This window comes from Cytobacillus eiseniae (genome assembly GCF_017874625.1).
Classification (GTDB): Bacteria; Bacillota; Bacilli; order Bacillales; family Cytobacillaceae; genus Cytobacillus; species Cytobacillus eiseniae.
The window spans coordinates 382,303-402,433 of the sequence record NZ_JAGIKZ010000002.1; the positions used below are offsets into that span (position 1 = coordinate 382,303).

17 protein-coding genes are annotated in these 20,131 nt (G+C 35.9%); 15 read left to right on the forward strand and 2 right to left on the reverse strand.

Annotated features, from left to right (window positions below; all coding sequences use genetic code 11):
• The first annotated feature begins 67 nt into the window (after nt 1-67).
• The 5 genes from J2Z40_RS04035 to J2Z40_RS04055 all read left to right on the forward strand — a co-directional run bounded on the left by J2Z40_RS04035 (nt 68) and on the right by J2Z40_RS04055 (nt 7,657).
• Nucleotides 68-1,045, forward strand: a complete 978-nt coding sequence (locus tag J2Z40_RS04035) for a carbohydrate kinase family protein (RefSeq protein WP_066393891.1) — start codon at nt 68-70, stop codon at nt 1,043-1,045.
• Nucleotides 1,046-1,159: 114 nt separating this feature from the next.
• Nucleotides 1,160-3,229, forward strand: a complete 2,070-nt coding sequence (locus tag J2Z40_RS04040; RefSeq protein ID WP_066393892.1) for a bifunctional aldolase/short-chain dehydrogenase — start codon at nt 1,160-1,162, stop codon at nt 3,227-3,229.
• Between the two features lie 113 nt (nt 3,230-3,342).
• Entirely contained in the window at nt 3,343-4,104 is a 762-nt protein-coding gene (locus J2Z40_RS04045; protein ID WP_066399252.1) for a DeoR family transcriptional regulator, read from the forward strand.
• A 329-nt stretch (nt 4,105-4,433) separates the two neighbouring features.
• Complete coding sequence (locus tag J2Z40_RS04050) at nt 4,434-5,735, forward strand: protoglobin domain-containing protein (RefSeq protein ID WP_083953883.1); 1,302 nt, start codon at nt 4,434-4,436, stop codon at nt 5,733-5,735.
• 230 nt (nt 5,736-5,965) lie between these two features.
• Nucleotides 5,966-7,657 carry a methyl-accepting chemotaxis protein gene (locus J2Z40_RS04055; RefSeq protein WP_066393894.1) on the forward strand — a complete coding sequence of 564 codons (1,692 nt, stop codon included), beginning with the start codon at nt 5,966-5,968 and terminating at the stop codon, nt 7,655-7,657.
• A gap of 48 nt (nt 7,658-7,705) precedes the next feature.
• Here the strand turns inward: J2Z40_RS04055 and J2Z40_RS04060 are convergent, their stop codons facing one another.
• Entirely contained in the window at nt 7,706-7,984 is a 279-nt protein-coding gene (locus tag J2Z40_RS04060; RefSeq protein WP_066393899.1) for a phage holin family protein, read from the reverse strand.
• 295 nt (nt 7,985-8,279) lie between these two features.
• Here J2Z40_RS04060 and J2Z40_RS04065 point away from each other — a divergent pair, with 295 nt between their 5' ends.
• The 4 genes from J2Z40_RS04065 to J2Z40_RS04080 all read left to right on the forward strand — a co-directional run bounded on the left by J2Z40_RS04065 (nt 8,280) and on the right by J2Z40_RS04080 (nt 9,362).
• Nucleotides 8,280-8,498 (forward strand): DUF1659 domain-containing protein, encoded by a 219-nt coding sequence (locus J2Z40_RS04065; RefSeq protein WP_066393902.1) that lies wholly within the window; start codon nt 8,280-8,282, stop codon nt 8,496-8,498.
• Nucleotides 8,499-8,533: 35 nt separating this feature from the next.
• On the forward strand, nt 8,534-8,752 hold the full coding sequence (locus J2Z40_RS04070) for a DUF2922 domain-containing protein (RefSeq protein WP_066393904.1): 219 nt from the start codon (nt 8,534-8,536) through the stop codon (nt 8,750-8,752).
• Nucleotides 8,753-8,819: 67 nt separating this feature from the next.
• On the forward strand, nt 8,820-8,963 hold the full coding sequence (locus J2Z40_RS04075; protein ID WP_066393906.1) for a YvrJ family protein: 144 nt from the start codon (nt 8,820-8,822) through the stop codon (nt 8,961-8,963).
• A gap of 198 nt (nt 8,964-9,161) precedes the next feature.
• The gene (locus tag J2Z40_RS04080; RefSeq protein WP_066393908.1) at nt 9,162-9,362 is read left to right on the forward strand and encodes a cold-shock protein; all 201 of its coding nucleotides are present in this window, start codon (nt 9,162-9,164) and stop codon (nt 9,360-9,362) included.
• A gap of 142 nt (nt 9,363-9,504) precedes the next feature.
• Here J2Z40_RS04080 and J2Z40_RS04085 read toward each other — a convergent pair whose 3' ends face one another.
• Entirely contained in the window at nt 9,505-9,807 is a 303-nt protein-coding gene (locus J2Z40_RS04085; RefSeq protein ID WP_066393911.1) for a hypothetical protein, read from the reverse strand.
• 415 nt (nt 9,808-10,222) lie between these two features.
• Here J2Z40_RS04085 and J2Z40_RS04090 point away from each other — a divergent pair, with 415 nt between their 5' ends.
• The 6 genes from J2Z40_RS04090 to J2Z40_RS04115 all read left to right on the forward strand — a co-directional run bounded on the left by J2Z40_RS04090 (nt 10,223) and on the right by J2Z40_RS04115 (nt 20,100).
• Nucleotides 10,223-11,368, forward strand: coding sequence for an exonuclease SbcCD subunit D (locus J2Z40_RS04090; RefSeq protein WP_066393914.1), 1,146 nt, complete (start codon nt 10,223-10,225; stop codon nt 11,366-11,368).
• Nucleotides 11,365-14,499: an AAA family ATPase gene (locus tag J2Z40_RS04095; protein ID WP_066393916.1), complete on the forward strand. Its 3,135-nt coding sequence runs from the start codon at nt 11,365-11,367 to the stop codon at nt 14,497-14,499. Before J2Z40_RS04090 ends, J2Z40_RS04095 begins: the two co-directional genes overlap by 4 nt.
• A gap of 128 nt (nt 14,500-14,627) precedes the next feature.
• Nucleotides 14,628-15,350, forward strand: coding sequence for a YwaF family protein (locus J2Z40_RS04100; protein ID WP_066399256.1), 723 nt, complete (start codon nt 14,628-14,630; stop codon nt 15,348-15,350).
• Nucleotides 15,351-15,420: 70 nt separating this feature from the next.
• Entirely contained in the window at nt 15,421-17,313 is a 1,893-nt protein-coding gene (gene selB / locus J2Z40_RS04105; protein ID WP_281064431.1) for a selenocysteine-specific translation elongation factor, read from the forward strand.
• 560 nt (nt 17,314-17,873) lie between these two features.
• Nucleotides 17,874-18,785: a C40 family peptidase gene (locus J2Z40_RS04110; RefSeq protein WP_066393919.1), complete on the forward strand. Its 912-nt coding sequence runs from the start codon at nt 17,874-17,876 to the stop codon at nt 18,783-18,785.
• 196 nt (nt 18,786-18,981) lie between these two features.
• Nucleotides 18,982-20,100 (forward strand): glycosyltransferase family protein, encoded by a 1,119-nt coding sequence (locus tag J2Z40_RS04115; protein WP_066393921.1) that lies wholly within the window; start codon nt 18,982-18,984, stop codon nt 20,098-20,100.
• The last annotated feature ends 31 nt before the right edge of the window (nt 20,101-20,131 follow it).

Below are 20,131 nucleotides of genomic sequence, written 5' to 3' on the forward strand. Positions count from 1 at the left end.
AGGATCCCTCAGCCAATACTGAGGGATTTTTCGTAAAAAGTAAGCGAATATGGCGGAGATGATGAGAATGGGAAAGCTTTATGCAATAGGTGAAGTATTAATTGACTTTATTCCTTTACAGAGTGGTCAGCCGCTCAAAGACACAATTTCATTTACAAGATCAGCTGGAGGGGCACCGGCAAATGTAGCTGCAGCTGTTGCAAAACTAGGTGGTTCTTCATCGGTCATTACAAAATTAGGAATGGATCCTTTTGGCGATTTTTTAATTGAAAATTTAGAAAGTGTTGGAGTGGAAATTGATAAAATAAAAAGAACATATGACGCAAACACAGCACTCGCATTTGTATCTTTGAAACAAAATGGAGAAAGAGACTTTTCCTTTTATCGGAACCCTTCTGCTGACTTGCTATTAGATGAAAGTGAGATTGATGCGAATTGGTTTCAGCCTGGGGATATCCTTCATTTCTGTTCAGTTGACTTAGTGGAAAGTCCAATGAAATACGCACATAAAAAAGCAATACAAGCAGTTATTCAAGCACAAGGACTTGTTAGTTTTGATCCAAATGTAAGGCTTGCTTTATGGAATAGCCCGGAAGAATGCAGAGAAGCGATACTCGCTTTTGTACCGCTTGCACATTTGATTAAAGTATCGGATGACGAACTGGAATTTATTACTTGTATTAAAGGTATTGATCAAGCAATATATTCACTTTTTATTGGAAATGTTAAGGCAGTGATCTATACAAATGGTGCAAATGGTGCAACTTTATACATAAAGAATTGTAAATACGAGTCAGGTGGATATGTAATAGATGTAATAGACACAACAGGTGCAGGTGACGCGTTTATAGGAGGAGTCAATTATAAACTCCAGGAAATGAAAGCAACCCCATTTAATATTGAGGAATTACTTCAAAAATGCGGGGTGGAAATCCTTGAATTCGCTAATGGCTGTGGAGCATTAACAGCAGCTGGCAAAGGTGCAATCGCCTCTTTGCCTACAAAAAAGCAGATAGATACATTTATAAGTAATGCGAGGAAATGAAAAAGAAATGAATAAATAAAAACAAACAAAATTAAATATTAAATATTCAAAAACAAACAAAAATATTATATAATTAAACAAAATGCATTTTATTTTTGGATAGGAGGGAAATGAATGGCGGAAAATAAATGGAATGAAATAAAGGCACAACAAATGCAAAAGGGGCTTGAGGAATTAGTTTATCGTTCGAATTTAATTGGTTCTGACCGTACGGTATGTAATTGGGGTGGCGGAAATACTTCAATGAAAATGGTCGGGCAGGATTTTCGTGGCAGAAATATTGAGATCATGTGGGTCAAGGGAAGTGGCTCTGATTTAGCTACAATGACCGATGATAATTTTACTTGCCTTCGATTAGACGATATTCAACCATTGTATGATCGCGAAGACATGACTGATGAAGCGATGGTTACTTATCTTTCTCATTGCATGATTGATAGCAATCATCCCAGAGCTTCAATTGAAACATTATTGCATGCCTTCTTGCCATTTAAACACGTGGATCATACACATCCAGATGTTATTATTAGTCTTTGCTGTGCAGATAATGGCAAACAAATTGCTGAAGAGATATATGGCAATCGATTCGTATGGGTTCCTTATATCCGGCCTGGATTTACATTATCAAAGCTGATTGCAGAAGGCGTTCGAAACAATCCTGATGCCGAGCTAGTTTTAATGGAAAAGCACGGTTTGGTTACTTGGGGTGAAACATCTGAAGAATCATATCACAAAACAATAGCAATTATTAATGAAGCAGAAACATATATAAATGAAAGAATTGATGAAACTTCTGTATTTGGAGGGCAAAAATTTGAAACACTCCCTGAAGAAGTGGCAGTTGATCTTTTAGCAAAAGTTATGCCCGTGATTCGCGGTGCAGTAAGTGAAGATAGAAAAATGATCTTAACGTATGATCGTAGTCTGGATGTTCTACAATTTGTAAATAGCTATCAAGCGGCGAAACTATCTCAAGTGGGGGCAGCTTGCCCAGATCATTTAGTTCATACGAAGCGGACGCCTCTGTATATTGATTGGGATCCTGAGTCTAAGAATATAGAATTATTAATTGAGAGAATAAGAGATGGAATTATTCGTTTCAAAACAGAGTACACAACTTACTTTACCAGTCATAAGCAGGATGGTGATCACATGGTAGAACCTGCGCCTCGAGTTATTCTTATTCCTGGAATCGGAATGGTGAATACAGGAAAAGGATATGAAAATGCAGGAATAAGTGGTGCATTATATCATCGGGCAATTGCCGTTATGAAGGGATCTACTACTCTAGGGGACTTTGTTTCATTAAATGAAGAAGAATCATATCATGTAGAATACTGGCCATTGGAGCAATATAAACTATCACTTGCACCAGCTGAAGCTGAATTTTCAAGAAAGATCATCTTTGTTACTGGTGGAGCAGGGGGAATTGGCAGTGAGACATGCCGTCGGTTTGCTTCTGAAGGTGCACATCTTGTTATTGCAGATTTAAATCTTGAAGGTGCAAAAAAAGTAGCAGCAGAAATAAATAATAAATATGGGACAAATCGTGCTATTGCTGTACAAATGGATGTAACGAAGGAAGTTCAGGTGGAGGATGCATTCATAAAAATGGCACTTTCATATGGCGGTGTGGACATTATTGTCAATAACGCTGGGCTAGCAACCTCTAATCCGTTTGATGAAACAACTCTACAAGAATGGAATTTGAATATGAATGTTTTAGGAACTGGTTATTTTTTAGTTGCCCGTGAAGCCTTTAAACAAATGAAACAACAAGGAATTGGCGGGAATATGATCTTTGTTGGTTCAAAAAATTCGTTATACGCAGGGAAAAATGCATCAGCCTATAGCGCTGTTAAAGCTTTGGAAATCCATTTAGCTAAATGTATTGCTGCTGAAGGTGGGGAGTATGGGATTCGTGTAAATTCGGTTCTTCCGGATGCTGTTCTACAAGGATCAGCAATTTGGGGATCGAGTTGGCGTGAGGAACGGGCAGCAGCTTATGGAATTCATCCAGATCAATTAGAAGAGCATTATCGAAAACGAACAACACTGCAAGTAAATATTTATCCATCTGATATTGCAGAAGCAATTGCATATTTTGCTTCTTCTAAAGCAGACAAAACGACAGGTTGCATGCTTACGGTTGACGGAGGTGTGCCTGCTGCATTTACTAGGTAGGTGGTTCTTTTTTTCCTTTTTTATTTATGGAATATTATGATAAAATAATAAAGGTTCTCAAAATAAATAAAAAGAAACAAACATAATCCAAAAGTTGGAAGGGTGCAGTGGAAGTGCTTGTTGCTGAACGACATAGAAGAATTATTGATTTAGTTAATGAAAGATTAAGTATACGAGTGACAGAATTAAGTAAGATCTTTTCAGTAACTGAAGAAACAATCCGGCGTGATTTAGAAAAGCTGGAGAAAGATCAACTTCTTAAGCGCAGTCATGGTGGTGCTATATGCGTTGAAAAAGAACAGTCAGAGATTTCCTATCTTGAAAGAGAAATAGTAAATATTGACGAGAAAAAGGCCATTGCTAAAGAAGCTGTCCGCATGATTGTGCCTGGTGATCAAATTGTCTTAGATGCAAGCACGACTGCATGGTATTTAGCTAAGGAATTACCTGATATGCCTCTAACCGTACTTACAAATTCAATAAAGGCTGCAGTTGAACTAAGTAAAAAAGAGCAAATAAAAGTCATTTCTACAGGTGGGATTTTGTTAAATCAATCCCTTTCATATGTAGGTCCACTGTCAGAAAGATCACTTAAGATGTATCACGTAAATAAAGCGTTTATTTCATGCAAAGGCGTTCATTTGGAAAAAGGTCTGAGTGATTCAAATGAATCCCAAGCATTAGTAAAAAAACAAATGCTAGAAATTGCTGATGAAACGATCGTAATGGTTGACTCTAGTAAAATAGGAATTCGTGCCTTTTCACAAATTGCCTCTTTATCTGCCATTCATTCAATTATTACTGATTCAAGAATAGAAGAAAAAATAAAGCTGCAATTACTAGAAAGCGGAATGAAATTAACAATGGCTAATTAACTTTTTGTTGATACGTGTAAAAAGATGGGATTGATGGAAGATTAGCAGGATAAAACATCATTTGTATTAAAAGGAAACAGTGGGGCAACACCCCACTGTTTGTATATTTATCGTATTAAAAAATCCCCTGAAAACGTTAATCTCACTAATAATTTCGAAAAGTGTTGACACTCTTTTTTGGATGCAGTTAACAAATCTTATAACAATCCCCAAGTTTAGAGTTATTTGTAATTTTGTGAATGATTGAGCATTTTCCTTCCTTCTTTACTACGACTATAGTAAACTAATTTTATTCAGAAAATGTAGTTATCGGTTGGAGGAGAAGTAACGTGTTTAGACAATTAACAAGGCGGAAGATGAATAAAAAATGGTTACAATCAGTACCAAGTTCGGAAAATCATCGTATTATTGCGCCTACTCCTAGTGTCCAAGAAAAACTTTCAATGATTCAGCTAAAGGAAGAAGACTTACGAATTATTTCAAATATCAAACCTTTAGTGGAAAAACATATAGATTGGTTAGTAGATGAGTTTTATTCATCCATTTTGCAAGTAAAGGAATTGCAACATATTATAAATACATATAGTACGATTGATCGTTTACGTAAAACATTACGTTCACATTTAATAGATTTATTTGACGGGAAAATTGACACTTCCTTTTATGAAAAAAGAATAAAAGTAGCAAAAATTCATTATCGAATTGGTCTTAAGCCTGCTTGGTATATGGGGGCATTTCAAAATGTCCAACGTGCATTTTTTCAAATTATATTTGAAGAAGTGAAGGATCCTGAGGAATTTCATCAAATTTGGACGGCAACTACGAAAATTCTTAGTTTTGAACAGCAAATTGTGCTAGAAGCTTATAATGAAGAGACAGAAAAAAAACTGAAAGAAACATTTGATAACGGTCAAAAAAATTTACAAGAGAAAATTTCTAAAGTAAGTGAAGGATTAGTAATTGTTTCTGAAGAAACATATACCTCAGTTAAACATTTAATTGCAAACAGCAAAGATGTTAACCAATTAGTGCAAAATAGTTATCATCAAGCAAAAGTAGTTCAAAAACAAGTCAATGAGGGCCAGGAGAAGCTCACATCACTATTAAAAAATATGAATCAAGTGACGAATGATACACAAATTATGAAGGATATGGTTTTTCGATTAACCGATTCCTCGCAGAAAATTACCGAGGTCGTCCGTATTGTCCATAGTATTGCAGAGCAAACAAATTTACTTGCCTTGAATTCTGCGATTGAAGCAGCAAGAGCAGGAGAACATGGGAAGGGTTTCTCGGTTGTTGCACAAGAAGTAAGGAACTTAGCAGAAAAAACAAAACACTCCATTTCAGATATTCAGTCACTAATCGATACATCGAATGCTTATACGACCGAAGTGACGAAAATAATCGTAAAAGTAGAAGAAGTTGTTCTTAATGGCGGTTTGGCTTCCAATGCAACGAATGAAACGTTTCAGATCATTCGTTCTTCCATTGAAGAAAATGAAAAGAATTTAAGTTCAATGGATAGCCAAATTGAAAATTTATTAATGGTGATTGAAGAAGTAGGTAATTCAACGACTCAAGTGGCAACTTCGGCAGAGTCATTGAGTCAAATTATTCATGATGCATAATTGAAAAATTTATTAAAATAGGAGAATTGTCCAAGCTGTTTATTAAGTATTGAATAGGATATATAGTAAGATCTCCTCCTTAAGATCTGTGATATCTTTTGCTGTTCATCTGTAAAATGTGATGAACGGCTTTTTTTTGTTTAAACTTCTATAGTCAATCAAAAAATCATCCTATTTATATGGTAAAATATATAAACATGTCCAATTACATCATGAAGTGAGGCTTTAGTATGAAAATAACAGTGAGAAAGAAACTTATCTTCGGTTTTATTATTGTTCTTATGCTTTTTGGAATCGTTGCTGGAATATCCAATTATGAATTGAAAAGAATTAATGATCGATATACCAACTTATTAAACGAGGGTGTACAAAATCTTTTACTTGTTAAAAATTTCAAAGAGGATTTAACCATCGAATCGAATGGAATAAGAGGATACTTATTATCAGGTGAATCTACATACATAACTGACTATGATATGGCTAGAAAAAGATTAGATCAGCAATTAGATGTATTAGCGGAATTAATTGTTAACGAGGAAGCTCAATCTTTGATCACTGATTTAAAGAAATTACATGGTGAATTTGCGGAAATTACAGAAGCTGCCCTTTTTTATAAAATAGAAGGAAATGAAGCGGCTTATTTAGAACTTATACAAACATCTGCAAAGGAAGTCGGTCAAGCATTTAGTCTTAAGGCAGATGAATTAATTAAATATGAGGAAACTAGGTTAACTAAAGAAAGTGAAAAAAACGCAGAAGCAATTTTATCAACACAGCTTACCGTCATCATTATTAGTATTGCTTCCTTTATCTTTGCAATTGGTATTGCCATTTTCATTAGTAGAATGATTACAAGACCAATACAAATGGCTGCTAAGTCAATGGATCAAATTGCAAACGGTGAACTGCATATAGAAGAAGTAAAGGTAAAAAGTAAGGATGAAATTGGCTCTTTAATCCATTCGTTAAATAGCATGGTGAAGGATTTAAGAAAAATGGTGAGTCAAATTAGGGGGATTTCTACACATTTGACTGCTAGTAGTGAAGAATTAGCATCAAGTGCAGAGCAAAGTACAGATGCAGCTGAACAGGTTTCACAAATATCTCAGCAAAATGTAGCAAGTATTGAACAACAGATTACTGGATTCCAGGAAGTGGCTACGGCGGTACATGAAATGGATCAAAGTATTCATGCGATTACAAAAAGCAGCGAAGAAATGCTCGAAGTAACCAATCGATCCAATCACTTATCTTCAAAAGGAGAACAATCCATTGAAAGGGTTTTTATTCAGATGAATGAGGTAAGTCAATCCGTTCAAAATGCAACAAAATCCATTCAATTACTTGAAGTGCGGTCAGATGAAATTAGTAATATTAGTAGTATTATTACAAATATTGCGGAGCAAACAAATCTATTAGCATTAAATGCAGCCATTGAAGCGGCAAGAGCTGGTGAGCATGGCAAAGGCTTTGCCGTAGTTGCTGATGAAGTACGTAAACTGGCTGAGGAATCCAAGAAATCAGCCATACAGATACAAAATATGATTGGAATGATCCAACAAGAAACGAACCTAGCAGTAGGAGTGATGGATGTTGGCAATAAGCAAGTGACGGATATGTTCACTGAAACAAAAGAGGCGAGGAATGCCTTTAAAGAAATAGCAGAAACGATGTTGGATACAGCTGGAATGGTAGAAAATATCAATTATTTACTCGGAAACCTGTCTGTATTATCTGAACAAATTACTGTAGTGATAACGAATGTGGAGGAGATTTCTAAGAATAGTGTATCAGCATCAGAGGATGCATCCGCAGCAACAGAAGAGCAATTAGCGACGATGGAAGAAGTATTCACTTCATCTATTTCTCTTGCAAAGCTTGCTGATGAAATGCAGACAGTTGTCTCCCGTTTTAAATTATAGGTACAAAAAGTACTCGTCTATGGCGAGTACTTTTTGTTTAATGGAATCTTATTTGCCATTATCCTTTTTCTTAAATCCTTTATCCATGAAAGTTTGTTTCAACATTTGATGTCCTAGGACAGCTACTCCAGCAGCAATAATTCCATTAATTACACCGGTAACTGTAAAACCGAATGCTAAGCTGCCCCCAATTATTGAAATTAGTAAGATGATCCAAATGATTGTCCAATCAGGAATGGCAGGTGTTTGTTTTAATGCATATCCGAGTACCCATAAAGCAGGGACAAGCATGAGGTAATTTTGGTTTAAATATGAAAGTAAATCCAAATACCTTCACCTCCTTAACTGGTTCTCTACTATCTTATGATAGAAGATGCAATTTGGAATGTTTCTAATTCCTATAAAATAACAATTTAAAAATTATGTGCTTTTACATAGGATAGGAATCGGTGTATTTCAATTATTGAATCCTTCATTTTTAAATCCATAACAGAAATTGGAATAAATAGCCAAGAGTTTTGAGCAATTATCTTTTACAAGCAATGAATAAAATATTGTTTCAAATCCCCATGTCCTTTTTCATTATTTACTTATATATAAAGAGTGAAAGGAGGGGATGAGAATGGCACAAGCATTAATGATTGATACGAAACTGCGCCTTAGCTTTGAAATAGGCGTAAATGAAAAAGGCGAGCCGAAGTACAAGTCGAAGACCATTGGGAATGTAAAGAAAACGGCAAGTGCAGATCAGATTTTTGAAGCAACCCAGGCAATTGCTTCCTTGTGTAATGACCCACTTGTTACAGTAGTAAGAAATGATAGCTTTGACATTGTTGGCTAATAGTCAATTGATCGAATGAAAGGGAGGTGAATAGGATGACTAAATCATTAGAGCTGTCTTTTCTAACAGAAACAGGAAAGTTATCGCGGTTATCAATTGATAATCCGAAGGAGCCAATCGATGCTGCTGCAGTTAAGCTCGCGATGGAGCAGATGATCACTTCTGCTATTTTTCAAACAGCAAATGGAGATTTTGTAGCTGCTGAAGGGGCAAGATTGATTGAACGTAATGTAACAGATTACGATTTTGAATAAGTAAACTAGGGCAGTTCGCAAGGTGGAGCTGCCCTTTTAAATGAATAATAGAAAGGAGAGTTAGGAGATGGAAGAGTTCGTATCATTAATAAGCGAAGTTGGCTTTCCTGTCGTTGTCACCCTTTATCTGTTACATCGAATAGAGGCGAAACTAGATGTTGTTGTCCATTCGATTCAAAGTCTTCCAGCTCGAATGAAAGAGGAAAACTAAGAATTGTACAATACTATTGAATTGACTATTTTTTCTAGTAGTGGTAAGCTTGTTTAAGCTATATGCATCGAATTATAATTTAGCTAGCTAATTTTCCCTAGTTTTTTTGTTTGGAAGAGTAGTGTATGGTAAAAGCGATAATCGTTGTAAATAGTGAATTAACATGTGGCTTTTAGTGCCTATAGGAGGATTTTCTTTATGAAAAACGGTAAAGTAAAATGGTTTAATGCAGAAAAAGGTTTCGGATTTATTGAAGGTGAAGATGGAAATGACGTTTTCGTACATTTCTCTGCTATCCAAACAGAAGGTTTCAAATCATTAGAAGAAGGTCAAGAAGTATCTTTCGAAGTTGTTGAAGGTGCTCGTGGACCACAAGCTGCTAACGTAAATAAACTATAATCGAAAACTAATATGCAGAACAGCCCTTTCAATTGATTGGGCTGTTTTTATATTGGAGGTTTATAAGTAAGAATGATTGCTCAAATATAATGACAATCGCTAATGATCGCCTAAAGTTATTGATCATAGATTCAAACGATAACTAATCTTCTTCATTTGTAAATATCTTCATCGCACCAATTATAAACACAGCCGGAAATAGGATTAATGATAATTTAAGAATCATAATATCTAAGATGATACTTAATAAGAAAATAGGCAACCCGATAATCGTTAACAAGGATATAAATTTTGTATAACGGATTGCTGATTTAGAAATTTCGGGCTCTTCTTGATACATCCACCTTTTCCCGACTAATATACTATCTTCAGGATAAAAATAAGTCCAAATTAACAAAGCCTCAAGTGGAATCAAACAAATAACTGTAAGGATAATTTCTGCCATTTTCTTTCCCCCCTGAAATTCAGTGATGCAATAATTGTCTATATTCTTATTACGAGATAAATTTAAAATAGTTCCAATAATTTATATTTTTTGTTGTTTAGCGTAATTATAAATTTAGATGTTGTGGATAACTTTGCGACAAGTTTTTCTGCGTCCAGCTCCAGCGCCTACCCCCTCGAGGTCACAAGCCAATCCTCCCAGAAAGGTAAAATACACCTTTCCGAGAGGCTCGTCTTGTGCTTGTCGGGGGTGATCAAGGCGCTTGCGCATTTGTTCTAGACAGCAATTTGTGAAAAAGTGTTTTGAAATTTAGTCAGCTATAGTGCTTAATCGGTTTCTAATTCGTTCTTACAAAGAAAACAATGAAATTTTTGATATAATAATAGGTAAGAGTATGTAAGGAGATGAAAACGGCATGAAATTTATTCATACAGCGGACTGGCATCTAGGTAAGCTTGTTCATGGCATATATATGACAGAGGATCAACGGTATTTTCTAAATCAATTCGTTAAATTAGTAGAAGAGGAAAAGCCGGATGCGGTTGTTATCGCAGGAGATTTATATGATCGTTCTGTACCGCCAACAGAAGCGGTTGAATTGCTTAATGAAATTCTCTTTAAAATCAATGTGGAATTACAGATACCTGTTGTTGCGATTGGCGGCAATCATGATAGCGCTGAAAGGCTATCATTTGGTAGTTCGTGGTATAAGCAAAGTCAATTTTATTTATCTGGAAAGCTAGAACAAGAAATTCAACCTGTCCATCTTAATGGTGTAAATTTCTATCTTGTTCCATATGCTGAACCTGGCATGGTTCGACATCTATTAAATGATGAATCCATTCACTCACATCAGGATGCAATGAAGGCGGTCATTGGGAAGATAGAGCAATCAATGAATCTGAATGAGCCAAATGTTTTCGTCGGACATGCCTTTGTCCTCGGAGGGAAAACGAGTGATTCAGAACGAACTTTATCTGTTGGAGGATCTGGTTGTGTGGGGGCAGAAATTTTCGAACCATTTTCGTATACGGCGCTTGGGCATTTGCATAGCCCAGATGCAATTAAGCATCCAAAGGTCCGCTATTCGGGCTCTCTATTAAAATACTCCTTTTCAGAAGCGAAGCAAGAGAAATCAATTTCAATCATTGAAATGAAGGACAATGGTCAATTTGATCTTCGTATTCGTTCGATTGCTCCGAAGAATGATATGCGAGAGCTTGAAGGATATCTTGATGAGTTAATGGATTCAAGTTTTTATGAAAAACAAAATGTGAATGATTACTTGAAAATTAATTTACATGATGAAGGGGCATTAATTGATCCTATTAATAAACTCCGCCAAATCTATCCGAATGTGCTTCATCTTGAGCGAAAAATAACAATGACTGATCTGAAGAAAAAGAAATCATTCTCTTCACATAGAGAGGAGAAAAAGTCGGAGCTTGAACTATTTAAACAATTTTATGAAGAAATGACAACATCAGAATTTACGGATGAAAAAAATACGGTTATGGCTGAAGTAATCGAAAAAACATTGAAGGAGGAGGCGGCAAAATGAGACCATTAAAATTAACGATGCAAGCTTTCGGTCCATATGCCGAGACAGAACAAATTGATTTTACAAAGCTAGGCAGCAGGACAATGTTCGTTATTTCAGGGAAAACGGGTTCAGGGAAAACAACCATTTTTGACGGGATTAGCTATGCAATTTATGGCAAAGCAAGTGGAGAAGACCGCAGCGGGCCGGATCTTAGAAGCCAATTTGCTAAAGACGATACAACAACAGAGGTTTCCCTGGAGTTCACGTTAAGAAATAAAACCTATTTAATTATAAGATCTCCACAGCAGGAAAAAAGAAAGGCACGTGGAGATGGATTTACGACGATTGGAGCAAAAGCAGAGTTGTATGTGTATGATACAAATGGGAACCGTCAGCTTCTAGCGGCTAATGTTCGTGATGTCGATGAAAAAGTAAAAGAGATAATGATTATAGATAGTAATCAATTTCGCCAAATTTTAATGATTCCTCAAGGGGAATTCCGAAAGCTACTAACATCAGAAAGCAAGGACAAGGAAGTTATTCTGCAACGGCTATTCCACACCCAGGTATACAAGCGTATTGAAGAAAAATTAAAGGAAGATGCAGTAGAACTTAAAAGAACGGTAGAAAAGCAAGTGGAGAATCGAAACCATGCGATCCAGGACATCCATACGCTTTATAACGAAGAATTAAAAGGCTATTTAGATACGGGAAGTGTCAATGACCATTTGATTATGCCTCTATTACAAATAGAAATTAGTCAAATGTTAGAGGAGCTGAGCAGGCTTGCAGATCTATTAAAAGAGAAAGACGAGCAAAGAAAAGCTATCCAGCAACAATTGTATGAAGCGGAAGCAATTACGAAACAATTGAAAGCAAAGGACGAATTGCAGGTAAGAAAATCAGCACTTGAAAAAGACAAATCGAAATTTGCTGAAATGGAAGTGCAAATGAAACTTGCTCAAAAAGCAGCAGTTCTTGCAAAGCAGGAAGAGCTTTGCCATCACTTGAAAAAAGAGATGGATGCAGCTAATCACGAGCTTTCCCTATTGAATGACCAATTAACAGTACAAGCAATTCAGCTTAAAGAGCAAGAAGAAATTTGGGTAGCTGAAAAGAATCGGGAGTCAGAAAGAAAAGCAATAGGTGAGGAAATTAGTTATTTAAAGAATATGAAGGCAGATATCCATTCCTTTGCAAGTGTGCAAAAGGAAGTGAACGAATTAGAAAGACATCTTGGAAAGTTGTCAAAAGAGAGGACTCTACTGGAAGAGGCGGAAAAAAGGACAGAAAAAGCTACACATATTTTAAAAGAAGAGAAACAAGCGATTGAACAAAATCAGCTAAAATTAATTGGACTTACACACAAGCTTGAAAATCTAGCTGGAGAACTTTCACTTATCAATAAATTTGAGGATCAACAAAATCGATTAGAGAAGGCATCCTTCCAATTTGAAAAGAAAAAGAAAATTTTGGCGAATGCTGAAGCCAGATTAGCTGATGCAAAGAGTATGACTTTGGAAGTGGAACAAAAATGGCTGCATGGACAAGCTAGCTTGCTTGCAGCTAAGCTTCACGTGGGGGATGCATGTCCTGTATGCGGATCAGAATATCATCCAAAACTTGCAGTTTCAGAGAATGAGATCCCTAATGAAATAGATATAAAAATGGCTAAAAAGCAATACGAAGAACTTGAAAAGGAAAAAGTTAATGCTGAAAAAGTGTTTTATGAGGCACAATCGATCAATCTATCATTAAAGGAAACTGTAAATAATTTGATTGAGGATATTCAAAGACGACAGCCTGAATTGTCTACGGAAGATTTTTCAGTCTATAAAAATTCAATTATTTCGGAGCAGTTGGAATTATCAGCTTCCCAGCAAACACTGACTAAAAACGTTGAACGACTGTCAAGCTGTATGAAGGAATTGCAATCACTTGAACAGGATAAAGAGAAATTTGCTACTGAACGGCTAAAGATGAATGAAAAAGTAAATGAAGCAACAATTCAATTTACGGAAAAGAAAACGAATTTGAATCGGATGATGGAAAACATTCCCGAAGAGCTACGTTCAATGGAGGTCTATGAAGCACGACTCGATCAATCAATTAAAAAACAAGAAGAGTTAAGCAACCGATTAGAAGCTGCAGAAGAGAAATATCGAAAAAGCAAGGAAAAACTTCTTTTATTAAAGACAAAATATGAAACCATTGAAAAAAATAAGAACAAAACGAATGAGCAGCTAGTAAAAGAAAGAGAAGCTTTTGTTAACCGTATGAACGAACAGGGCTTCGCCACGTACGGGGAATACAATGGTGCAAAGAAATCAGAGCAAGAGATCAAACAGCTGGAGAAATCTTTCATTGATTATCGTGAGGAAGTCCGTTCAGTAACAGATCGCTACAATGAATTGGATGAGTTGCTAGCAAATATTGAGAAACCTGATATGGAAAAGCTACACATAGCACTTAAAAATATAGAAGATCAAATTCGTTCACTGCAAGATGGCTATACAAATCTATTTATGAAGAAAAGAGATAATGAGGAAATAGCGAATAAAATCAAACAAATAAATGAGGAATTGAAGGCATTTGAAGAGAAATATAAGGTGATTGGCCATTTATACGAGATTGCTAAAGGGCAAAATACGTATCGGATTACGTTTGAAAGATTTGTTTTAGCTTCCTTCCTTGATGATATCTTAAATGAAGCAAATGGCAGGCTCCGAAAGATGACAAGTGGAAGATATGAGCTTATCAGAAAAACGGACAGGTCAAAAGGAAATGTTCAAAGTGGCTTAGAATTGCTTGTTTTTGACCAATATACAGGTCAAGAGCGGCATGTGAAAACATTATCAGGAGGAGAAAGCTTTAAGGCTGCACTAGCACTTGCCTTAGGATTAGCAGATGTTGTTCAACAATATGCTGGAGGTGTCTCATTAGAGACTATGTTTATTGATGAAGGCTTCGGTACACTTGATCCGGAATCACTTGATCAAGCGATTGAGGCATTGATTGATATCCAAAGCAGCGGAAGACTCGTCGGCATTATTTCGCATGTTCCTGAACTAAAAGAAAGAATAGATGCACGGCTTGAAGTAATCGCAACACAGACAGGAAGTAAGACGAACTTTCAATTTTTAGCATAAGAGGACTTCGATCAGTGAGAGATGATAAAAATGTACTGATTGAAGTTTTATCATTCCTCACCTTCTTGAATCAATTGCTTTAATCTACGATAATATGATTGAAAGAAGGAGGGGAATGTAAGTTGAGTATGCTATTTGGCCATCAGTATGATCTTTTTCCATTTGAGGTCTTTTCAATTTCGCATATACTAATGATTGTCCTATTGGTCAGTGGAGCCGTTGCCTTGTATTATTTTCGAAGTTATTTTCGGAAGAAGGATCAAGCGTTTAGATCTGCCATGTTTATGATCATGTTCTTGTTAGAAACAATGTATCATATTTGGCTGATTAAAGATGGCTACTGGAATCTCTCATTTACTCTTCCGCTTCAGCTTTGTTCGCTTAGTCTATTATTATGTTTAATCTTGTTAGTGACAAAATCGCAAATTATTTTTCAAATTGTCTATTTCATTGGGATTATTGGTGCCTTTATGGCTATATTAACCCCTGAATTATTTCTTGGATTTCCTCATTTTCGTTATTTTCAATTTTTCATTACCCATCTATTTATTATTTGGACTTGTCTTTATTTTGTATTTGTCCATACGTATAGACCAACGAGAAGAGGAATGATTACATCTTTCTTATTTTTAAATGGGAGTGCGATAGTCGCCTTTATGGTCAATAAGCTAACTGATGGAAATTATATGTTTCTAGCCAAAAAACCAACAAATGGTTCCTTATTAGATTATTTTGGACCTTATCCATACTATATATTGACATTAGAAGCAGCTGCTATCTTTCTATTTTTCTTTTTGCTCCTCCCATTTGTTTGGAAGGATCGTGCTGCAAATAAATTATTTGGCAAGTAAATCATTGAACTTTATGTCATTAAACGATAATGTGAAAGTTGCATAAGTTATACAGAAGAAGGTGGCAGTTTTGAAAAGGTATTTTACAATCGGCATGGCTGGACATATTGATCACGGGAAAACAACATTAACAAAAGCTTTAACAAATGTAGATACAGATCGTCTAAAAGAAGAAAAAGAACGGCAAATTTCGATAGAACTTGGGTTTGCGCACTTGTATGAAGACGAAGACATCCAAATCTCTGTCATTGATGTTCCAGGGCATGAACGCTTTATTAGACAAATGATTGCAGGAGTCGCCGGAATTGATTTAGTCGTGCTCGTTGTTGCTGCAGATGAAGGGGTTATGCCTCAGACGAGGGAGCATTTACATATATTAGGCTTATTAGGGATAAAGAGCGGGATTGTTGCAGTTACGAAGGTGGATCGTGTAGATGAAGAATTTATCGATCTCGTAAAAGATGATATTTTAGATGAGTTAAAAGGAACGGTATTTGAACAATCCCCATTTATGTTAGTGGATAGCTTATCATTAAAAGGTATCAATGACTTGAAGTCCTTAATTACGACTACATTGAAAGCACAAGAAATGAGAGATGTGAAAGGTGCATTTAGATTACCTATTGATCAAGTTTTCACGATTAAAGGACAAGGAACAGTTGTGAGAGGAACAGTATACGAAGGGGCGATTGAAGAAGGCCAACCTTTGATGATTATGCCAAAAGGTCTGGAAACTCGTGCTAGACAGCTGCAAGTACATCATCAACCAGCAAAAAAGGCATTTGCAGGGCAGCGAACAGCAGTAAATCTTTCTGGTATTGCAACGGACGAGGTACAACGTGGAGATGTGCTTGTTTCATCAGAGCATTTTATTACAACTAGAACAATAGATGTTGCATTAAGTGTGATTGCAGATCTAGATTACATAGTAAAGCAAAGAATGCCTATAAAATGTCATATCGGTACTGCAGAAGTAATGGGAAGAATCGTTTTCTTTGATCGCAATGAAATAAAAGATGATAGCAGTGAAATTCTCTGCCAAATCCGTTTAGAAGAAGAAATTGTCACCAAACGAGGCGATCGCTTTATTTTAAGAAGGCCAAGCCCGATTGAGACAATTGGCGGGGGATGGGTTATTGAACCACGTGGTGAAAAATATCGTTTTGGACATCAAACAATTGAAGAGCTTGCAAAGAAAAAAGAAGGGACACCAAAGGAAAGAACGATGGCGGCATTATTTGAAGCAAAAAGTTTACCCCTTTCTGAGCTCCTAACAAGAACATCGCTTGAACAATCCGAGCTAGAACATTTGTTACATGAAGAGGATGAGTTCCTGCAATATAAGAACAAAGATTACACCTTGATTTCATTAACTTCTATGATTGAAGAAGAAATGTATGATCGCATGAAGGACTATCATAATGAAAATGAAATGAAGCCGGGTTTGAATCGTGCTGAGCTTTTTCAAATCATGCAAAATGTATACCCAAAGCAATTATTAGAATATGTGCTGGAGAATGGCATACAATCATCTACATTTGGTAAGCGTGATCAATACGTCCATTTACATGATTTTAAACCACAAATTCCTATCAATTGGCAAAAACGTACGAATGGTTTGCTAGATGAATTAAAAAATGATGGTCTACAAGTAAAATACTTACACGATTATTTTACAAAGGCTGGAATACCTCAACCGCTTGTTGTAGAAATTAAGAAATTCTTAATGGATGAAGGAGTAATTGTTTCGCTAGATGAACAATATTATTGGCATCGAGAGCACTTTAGTAACGCTGTTGAGACATTACGAAATGGAACAGGCGCAGACTTTGAAGTTGGGGATGCGAAAGCACTCCTTGGACTATCACGAAAATACATGATTCCCTTTTTGGAAAGGTTGGATATGACTGGTTTAACTATGAGGGTGGAGAACAAAAGGGTTTGGAAAGGAAAGAAATTATAAAAGCTAATCATCATGATTGGCTTTTTTTATTTAGGATCTTTTCTAAAAGATTGTTGTTTTTTTAATCAATTCTTAGATTGAAAGTTTTACCAAATAGGTCGGTTGATTGGAGCGGAAGGTGCGAGGTCCTCGAAAATGCTGTCGCATTTCCTTCGTGCGGTGTGAATTCTAAGTAGCCTACTCAATGTCCTGCGGGATGCGTGGGACAGCTGAGACCCCGCAAGAGCGTAAGCGATGAGGAGGCTCAGCGCCCACCCCGCGGAAAAGGAGCGACCTGGAGCGGAAATCAACCTTTACCAACTATGTGTTAAATAGCAACAATGTTTGCGAAAACAGCCTTTATTTAAATATGGCATATTGGCAACAATGTTTGTCAAAATAGCATAAACAAAGAATAGAAATCAAGTAAAAACATCTTGAAATCGCGAAATATACTAGCAAAAATGTAAAATTAATCATAGTTGTGTAAAATCTACTAATCTCTCCATATCTTACAGATATATTTTGACGTAATACTCTACTAAAATAAGGATGTATAAGAATTATTAGGAGGGAACAACATGAGAAAGCAACTACTCACGATAGCCGCCTCTACTGGGTTATTTATTACAGCTTTTAGTGGGAATGCAAGTGCTCACGAGAATAATTACCAAGTTAGATCAGGGGATACGTTATGGAAGATTGCTCAAGCGAATCATCTATCTATTAATCAATTAATAGAATGGAATAGCTTATCAACTTCAGTTATTTATCCTGGCCAAAGCATTAGCTTAATTGAACCACATACTCATGAACAAACAGATGCAGATGTGATGAGTTATACTGTGAAAACAGGTGATAGATTATGGGAAATTGCAAGAAAATTCAATCTTCAGATTCAGGAATTAAAAGATAGAAATGGATTGACGTCCGACACGATCTATCCTGGACAAAAATTAATGATTAAACATACCGAATCATTAAGTACATATACAGTCCAAAGTGGAGATACTCTTTGGCTTATTGCAAGTCGCCATAATCTATCAATTACACAATTGAAGTCAATGAATAACTTAAGCTCTGATACGATTGTTGTTGGACAAGTATTAAAGTTGTCATCAACAAGTGCAGCTGCTTCTAAGGTGGATGCATTAATCATTGAGGCAAAAAAATATATGGGTGTCCCGTATAAATGGGGCGGCAGCACGCCAGTAGCTTTTGACTGCAGCGGATATTTGAATTATGTATTTAATAATGTAGGCATCTCTATTCCAAGAACAGTAGCAACCATTTGGGATGCAACAAAGACTGTATCAGCACCTCAGGTAGGGGATATTGTCTTCTTCAACACATCATCAGGACCGTCACATGCAGGAATCTATCTAGGAAACAATCAATTTATTCACTCGGGCTCTTCAACTGGAGTAACAATAAGTGATATGAATGTTTCTTATTGGAAATCACGTTATTTAGGAGCTAGAACGGCGTTTTGATTAGCTTTGAATAGAAAATTATTTTTAGAAAAAGGATTGTTTAGTGGTTTATACTAATCAGTCCTTTTCTTTTTTTTCAATGAATATATATATAAGTCTACACAAAATTAGTGTACAAACATAGGATGACTTGTGTATAGAAAAAAAGGCAATATGAAATTTGTTATTTGGTTGTTTTAAATGGAGGGAAATTATTTTGCCTTATTTCAATCATCAAGATTATGAGAACAAACTGAATAACTTCCTTGATTTTACAGCTAATGCAAAGGCAAAACAAATTTTCTTTATTTTTTCGGGAACCACTTATATGAATAAATACTCTGGAAACCGCCCTAATAAACTAGCAAATGAACTTACTAAACAGAAAATACCAGTCATCTACTCCTATAATCAAGGAAAACAAGAAAAACCGTTACAAACCTTTGCTAATGAGTACCTTTTTCAGATTCCCCAAAAGCAAATCATTCATCTATTGGAAAAAATCATTCATTTTGATTTTCGTAATAAAGAAAAGGCATTTATTATCTCTTATCCACATTTAATATGTGCAGAGTACATCGATGCATTTCATTCTAATGGATGGGTAACAGTGTATGATGTTCGCGATGATTGGGAGGAATTCCAAAAAGCGGGTGCTGCCCATTGGTATAATAAAAATCTTGAAAGGTTAATTTATCAACAGGCAGATGTAATTTGTGCCGTTTCCACTCCTTTGAAAAGGAAAATGGAGTCCTATGGCAACAAAAAGGTTTATTTATCTCCTAATGCACTAGATCCAATATTTTTTAGAGAGAAGAACTCTATGATGAGGAAACAAAGGAATCCGCTAGTGATCGGCTATTTCGGTCATTTAACAAAAGCATGGTTTGATTGGGAGAGATTAATCACCATTGCAAAAAGAAAACCAGAATGGACGTACGAGTTAATTGGCCTTTCCTTTCCTAAAATAAAGCTGCCACCTAATATACACTATTTAGGTCCAAAAAACAGTCTAGAAATAAAGGAGATTAGTAAAAGATGGAACGCGGCTATTATTCCTTTTAAGCAAAATCCATTAAGTGAAGCGGTAGATCCAATTAAGGTATACGACTATTTAGCACTTGAGCTGCCAGTTGTATCAATCGATATCCCACAAATTAAAAAATATCCAAGTGTCTATATAGCTAAAACTGATACAGCATTTATTCGAATGATCGAAGAAGTAACAAATAAGTCTTTCGATAAGGAAAAAACGGAAAAGTTTCTAAAAAACAATCTTTGGGAACACCGAGCAAAGCAACTACAGAATCTAGTAACTGAGTATAACAAAAAATAAGTAATGGGAAGTGTTAATTGTTTTTATTTAG

What these genes read in the sequence shown, in the direction of transcription:
- J2Z40_RS04035 (WP_066393891.1), top strand. Translation starts at nt 68, where the DNA reads ATGGGAAAGCTTTATGCAATAGGTGAAGTATTAATTGACTTTATTCCT.
- J2Z40_RS04040 (WP_066393892.1), top strand. Translation starts at nt 1,160, where the DNA reads ATGGCGGAAAATAAATGGAATGAAATAAAGGCACAACAAATGCAAAAG.
- J2Z40_RS04055 (WP_066393894.1), top strand. Translation starts at nt 5,966, where the DNA reads ATGAAAATAACAGTGAGAAAGAAACTTATCTTCGGTTTTATTATTGTT.
- J2Z40_RS04065 (WP_066393902.1), top strand. Translation starts at nt 8,280, where the DNA reads ATGGCACAAGCATTAATGATTGATACGAAACTGCGCCTTAGCTTTGAA.
- J2Z40_RS04070 (WP_066393904.1), top strand. Translation starts at nt 8,534, where the DNA reads ATGACTAAATCATTAGAGCTGTCTTTTCTAACAGAAACAGGAAAGTTA.
- J2Z40_RS04075 (WP_066393906.1), top strand. Translation starts at nt 8,820, where the DNA reads ATGGAAGAGTTCGTATCATTAATAAGCGAAGTTGGCTTTCCTGTCGTT.
- J2Z40_RS04080 (WP_066393908.1), top strand. Translation starts at nt 9,162, where the DNA reads ATGAAAAACGGTAAAGTAAAATGGTTTAATGCAGAAAAAGGTTTCGGA.
- J2Z40_RS04085 (WP_066393911.1), bottom strand. Translation starts at nt 9,807, where the DNA reads ATGGCAGAAATTATCCTTACAGTTATTTGTTTGATTCCACTTGAGGCT.
- J2Z40_RS04090 (WP_066393914.1), top strand. Translation starts at nt 10,223, where the DNA reads ATGAAATTTATTCATACAGCGGACTGGCATCTAGGTAAGCTTGTTCAT.
- J2Z40_RS04095 (WP_066393916.1), top strand. Translation starts at nt 11,365, where the DNA reads ATGAGACCATTAAAATTAACGATGCAAGCTTTCGGTCCATATGCCGAG.
- J2Z40_RS04100 (WP_066399256.1), top strand. Translation starts at nt 14,628, where the DNA reads ATGCTATTTGGCCATCAGTATGATCTTTTTCCATTTGAGGTCTTTTCA.
- J2Z40_RS04110 (WP_066393919.1), top strand. Translation starts at nt 17,874, where the DNA reads ATGAGAAAGCAACTACTCACGATAGCCGCCTCTACTGGGTTATTTATT.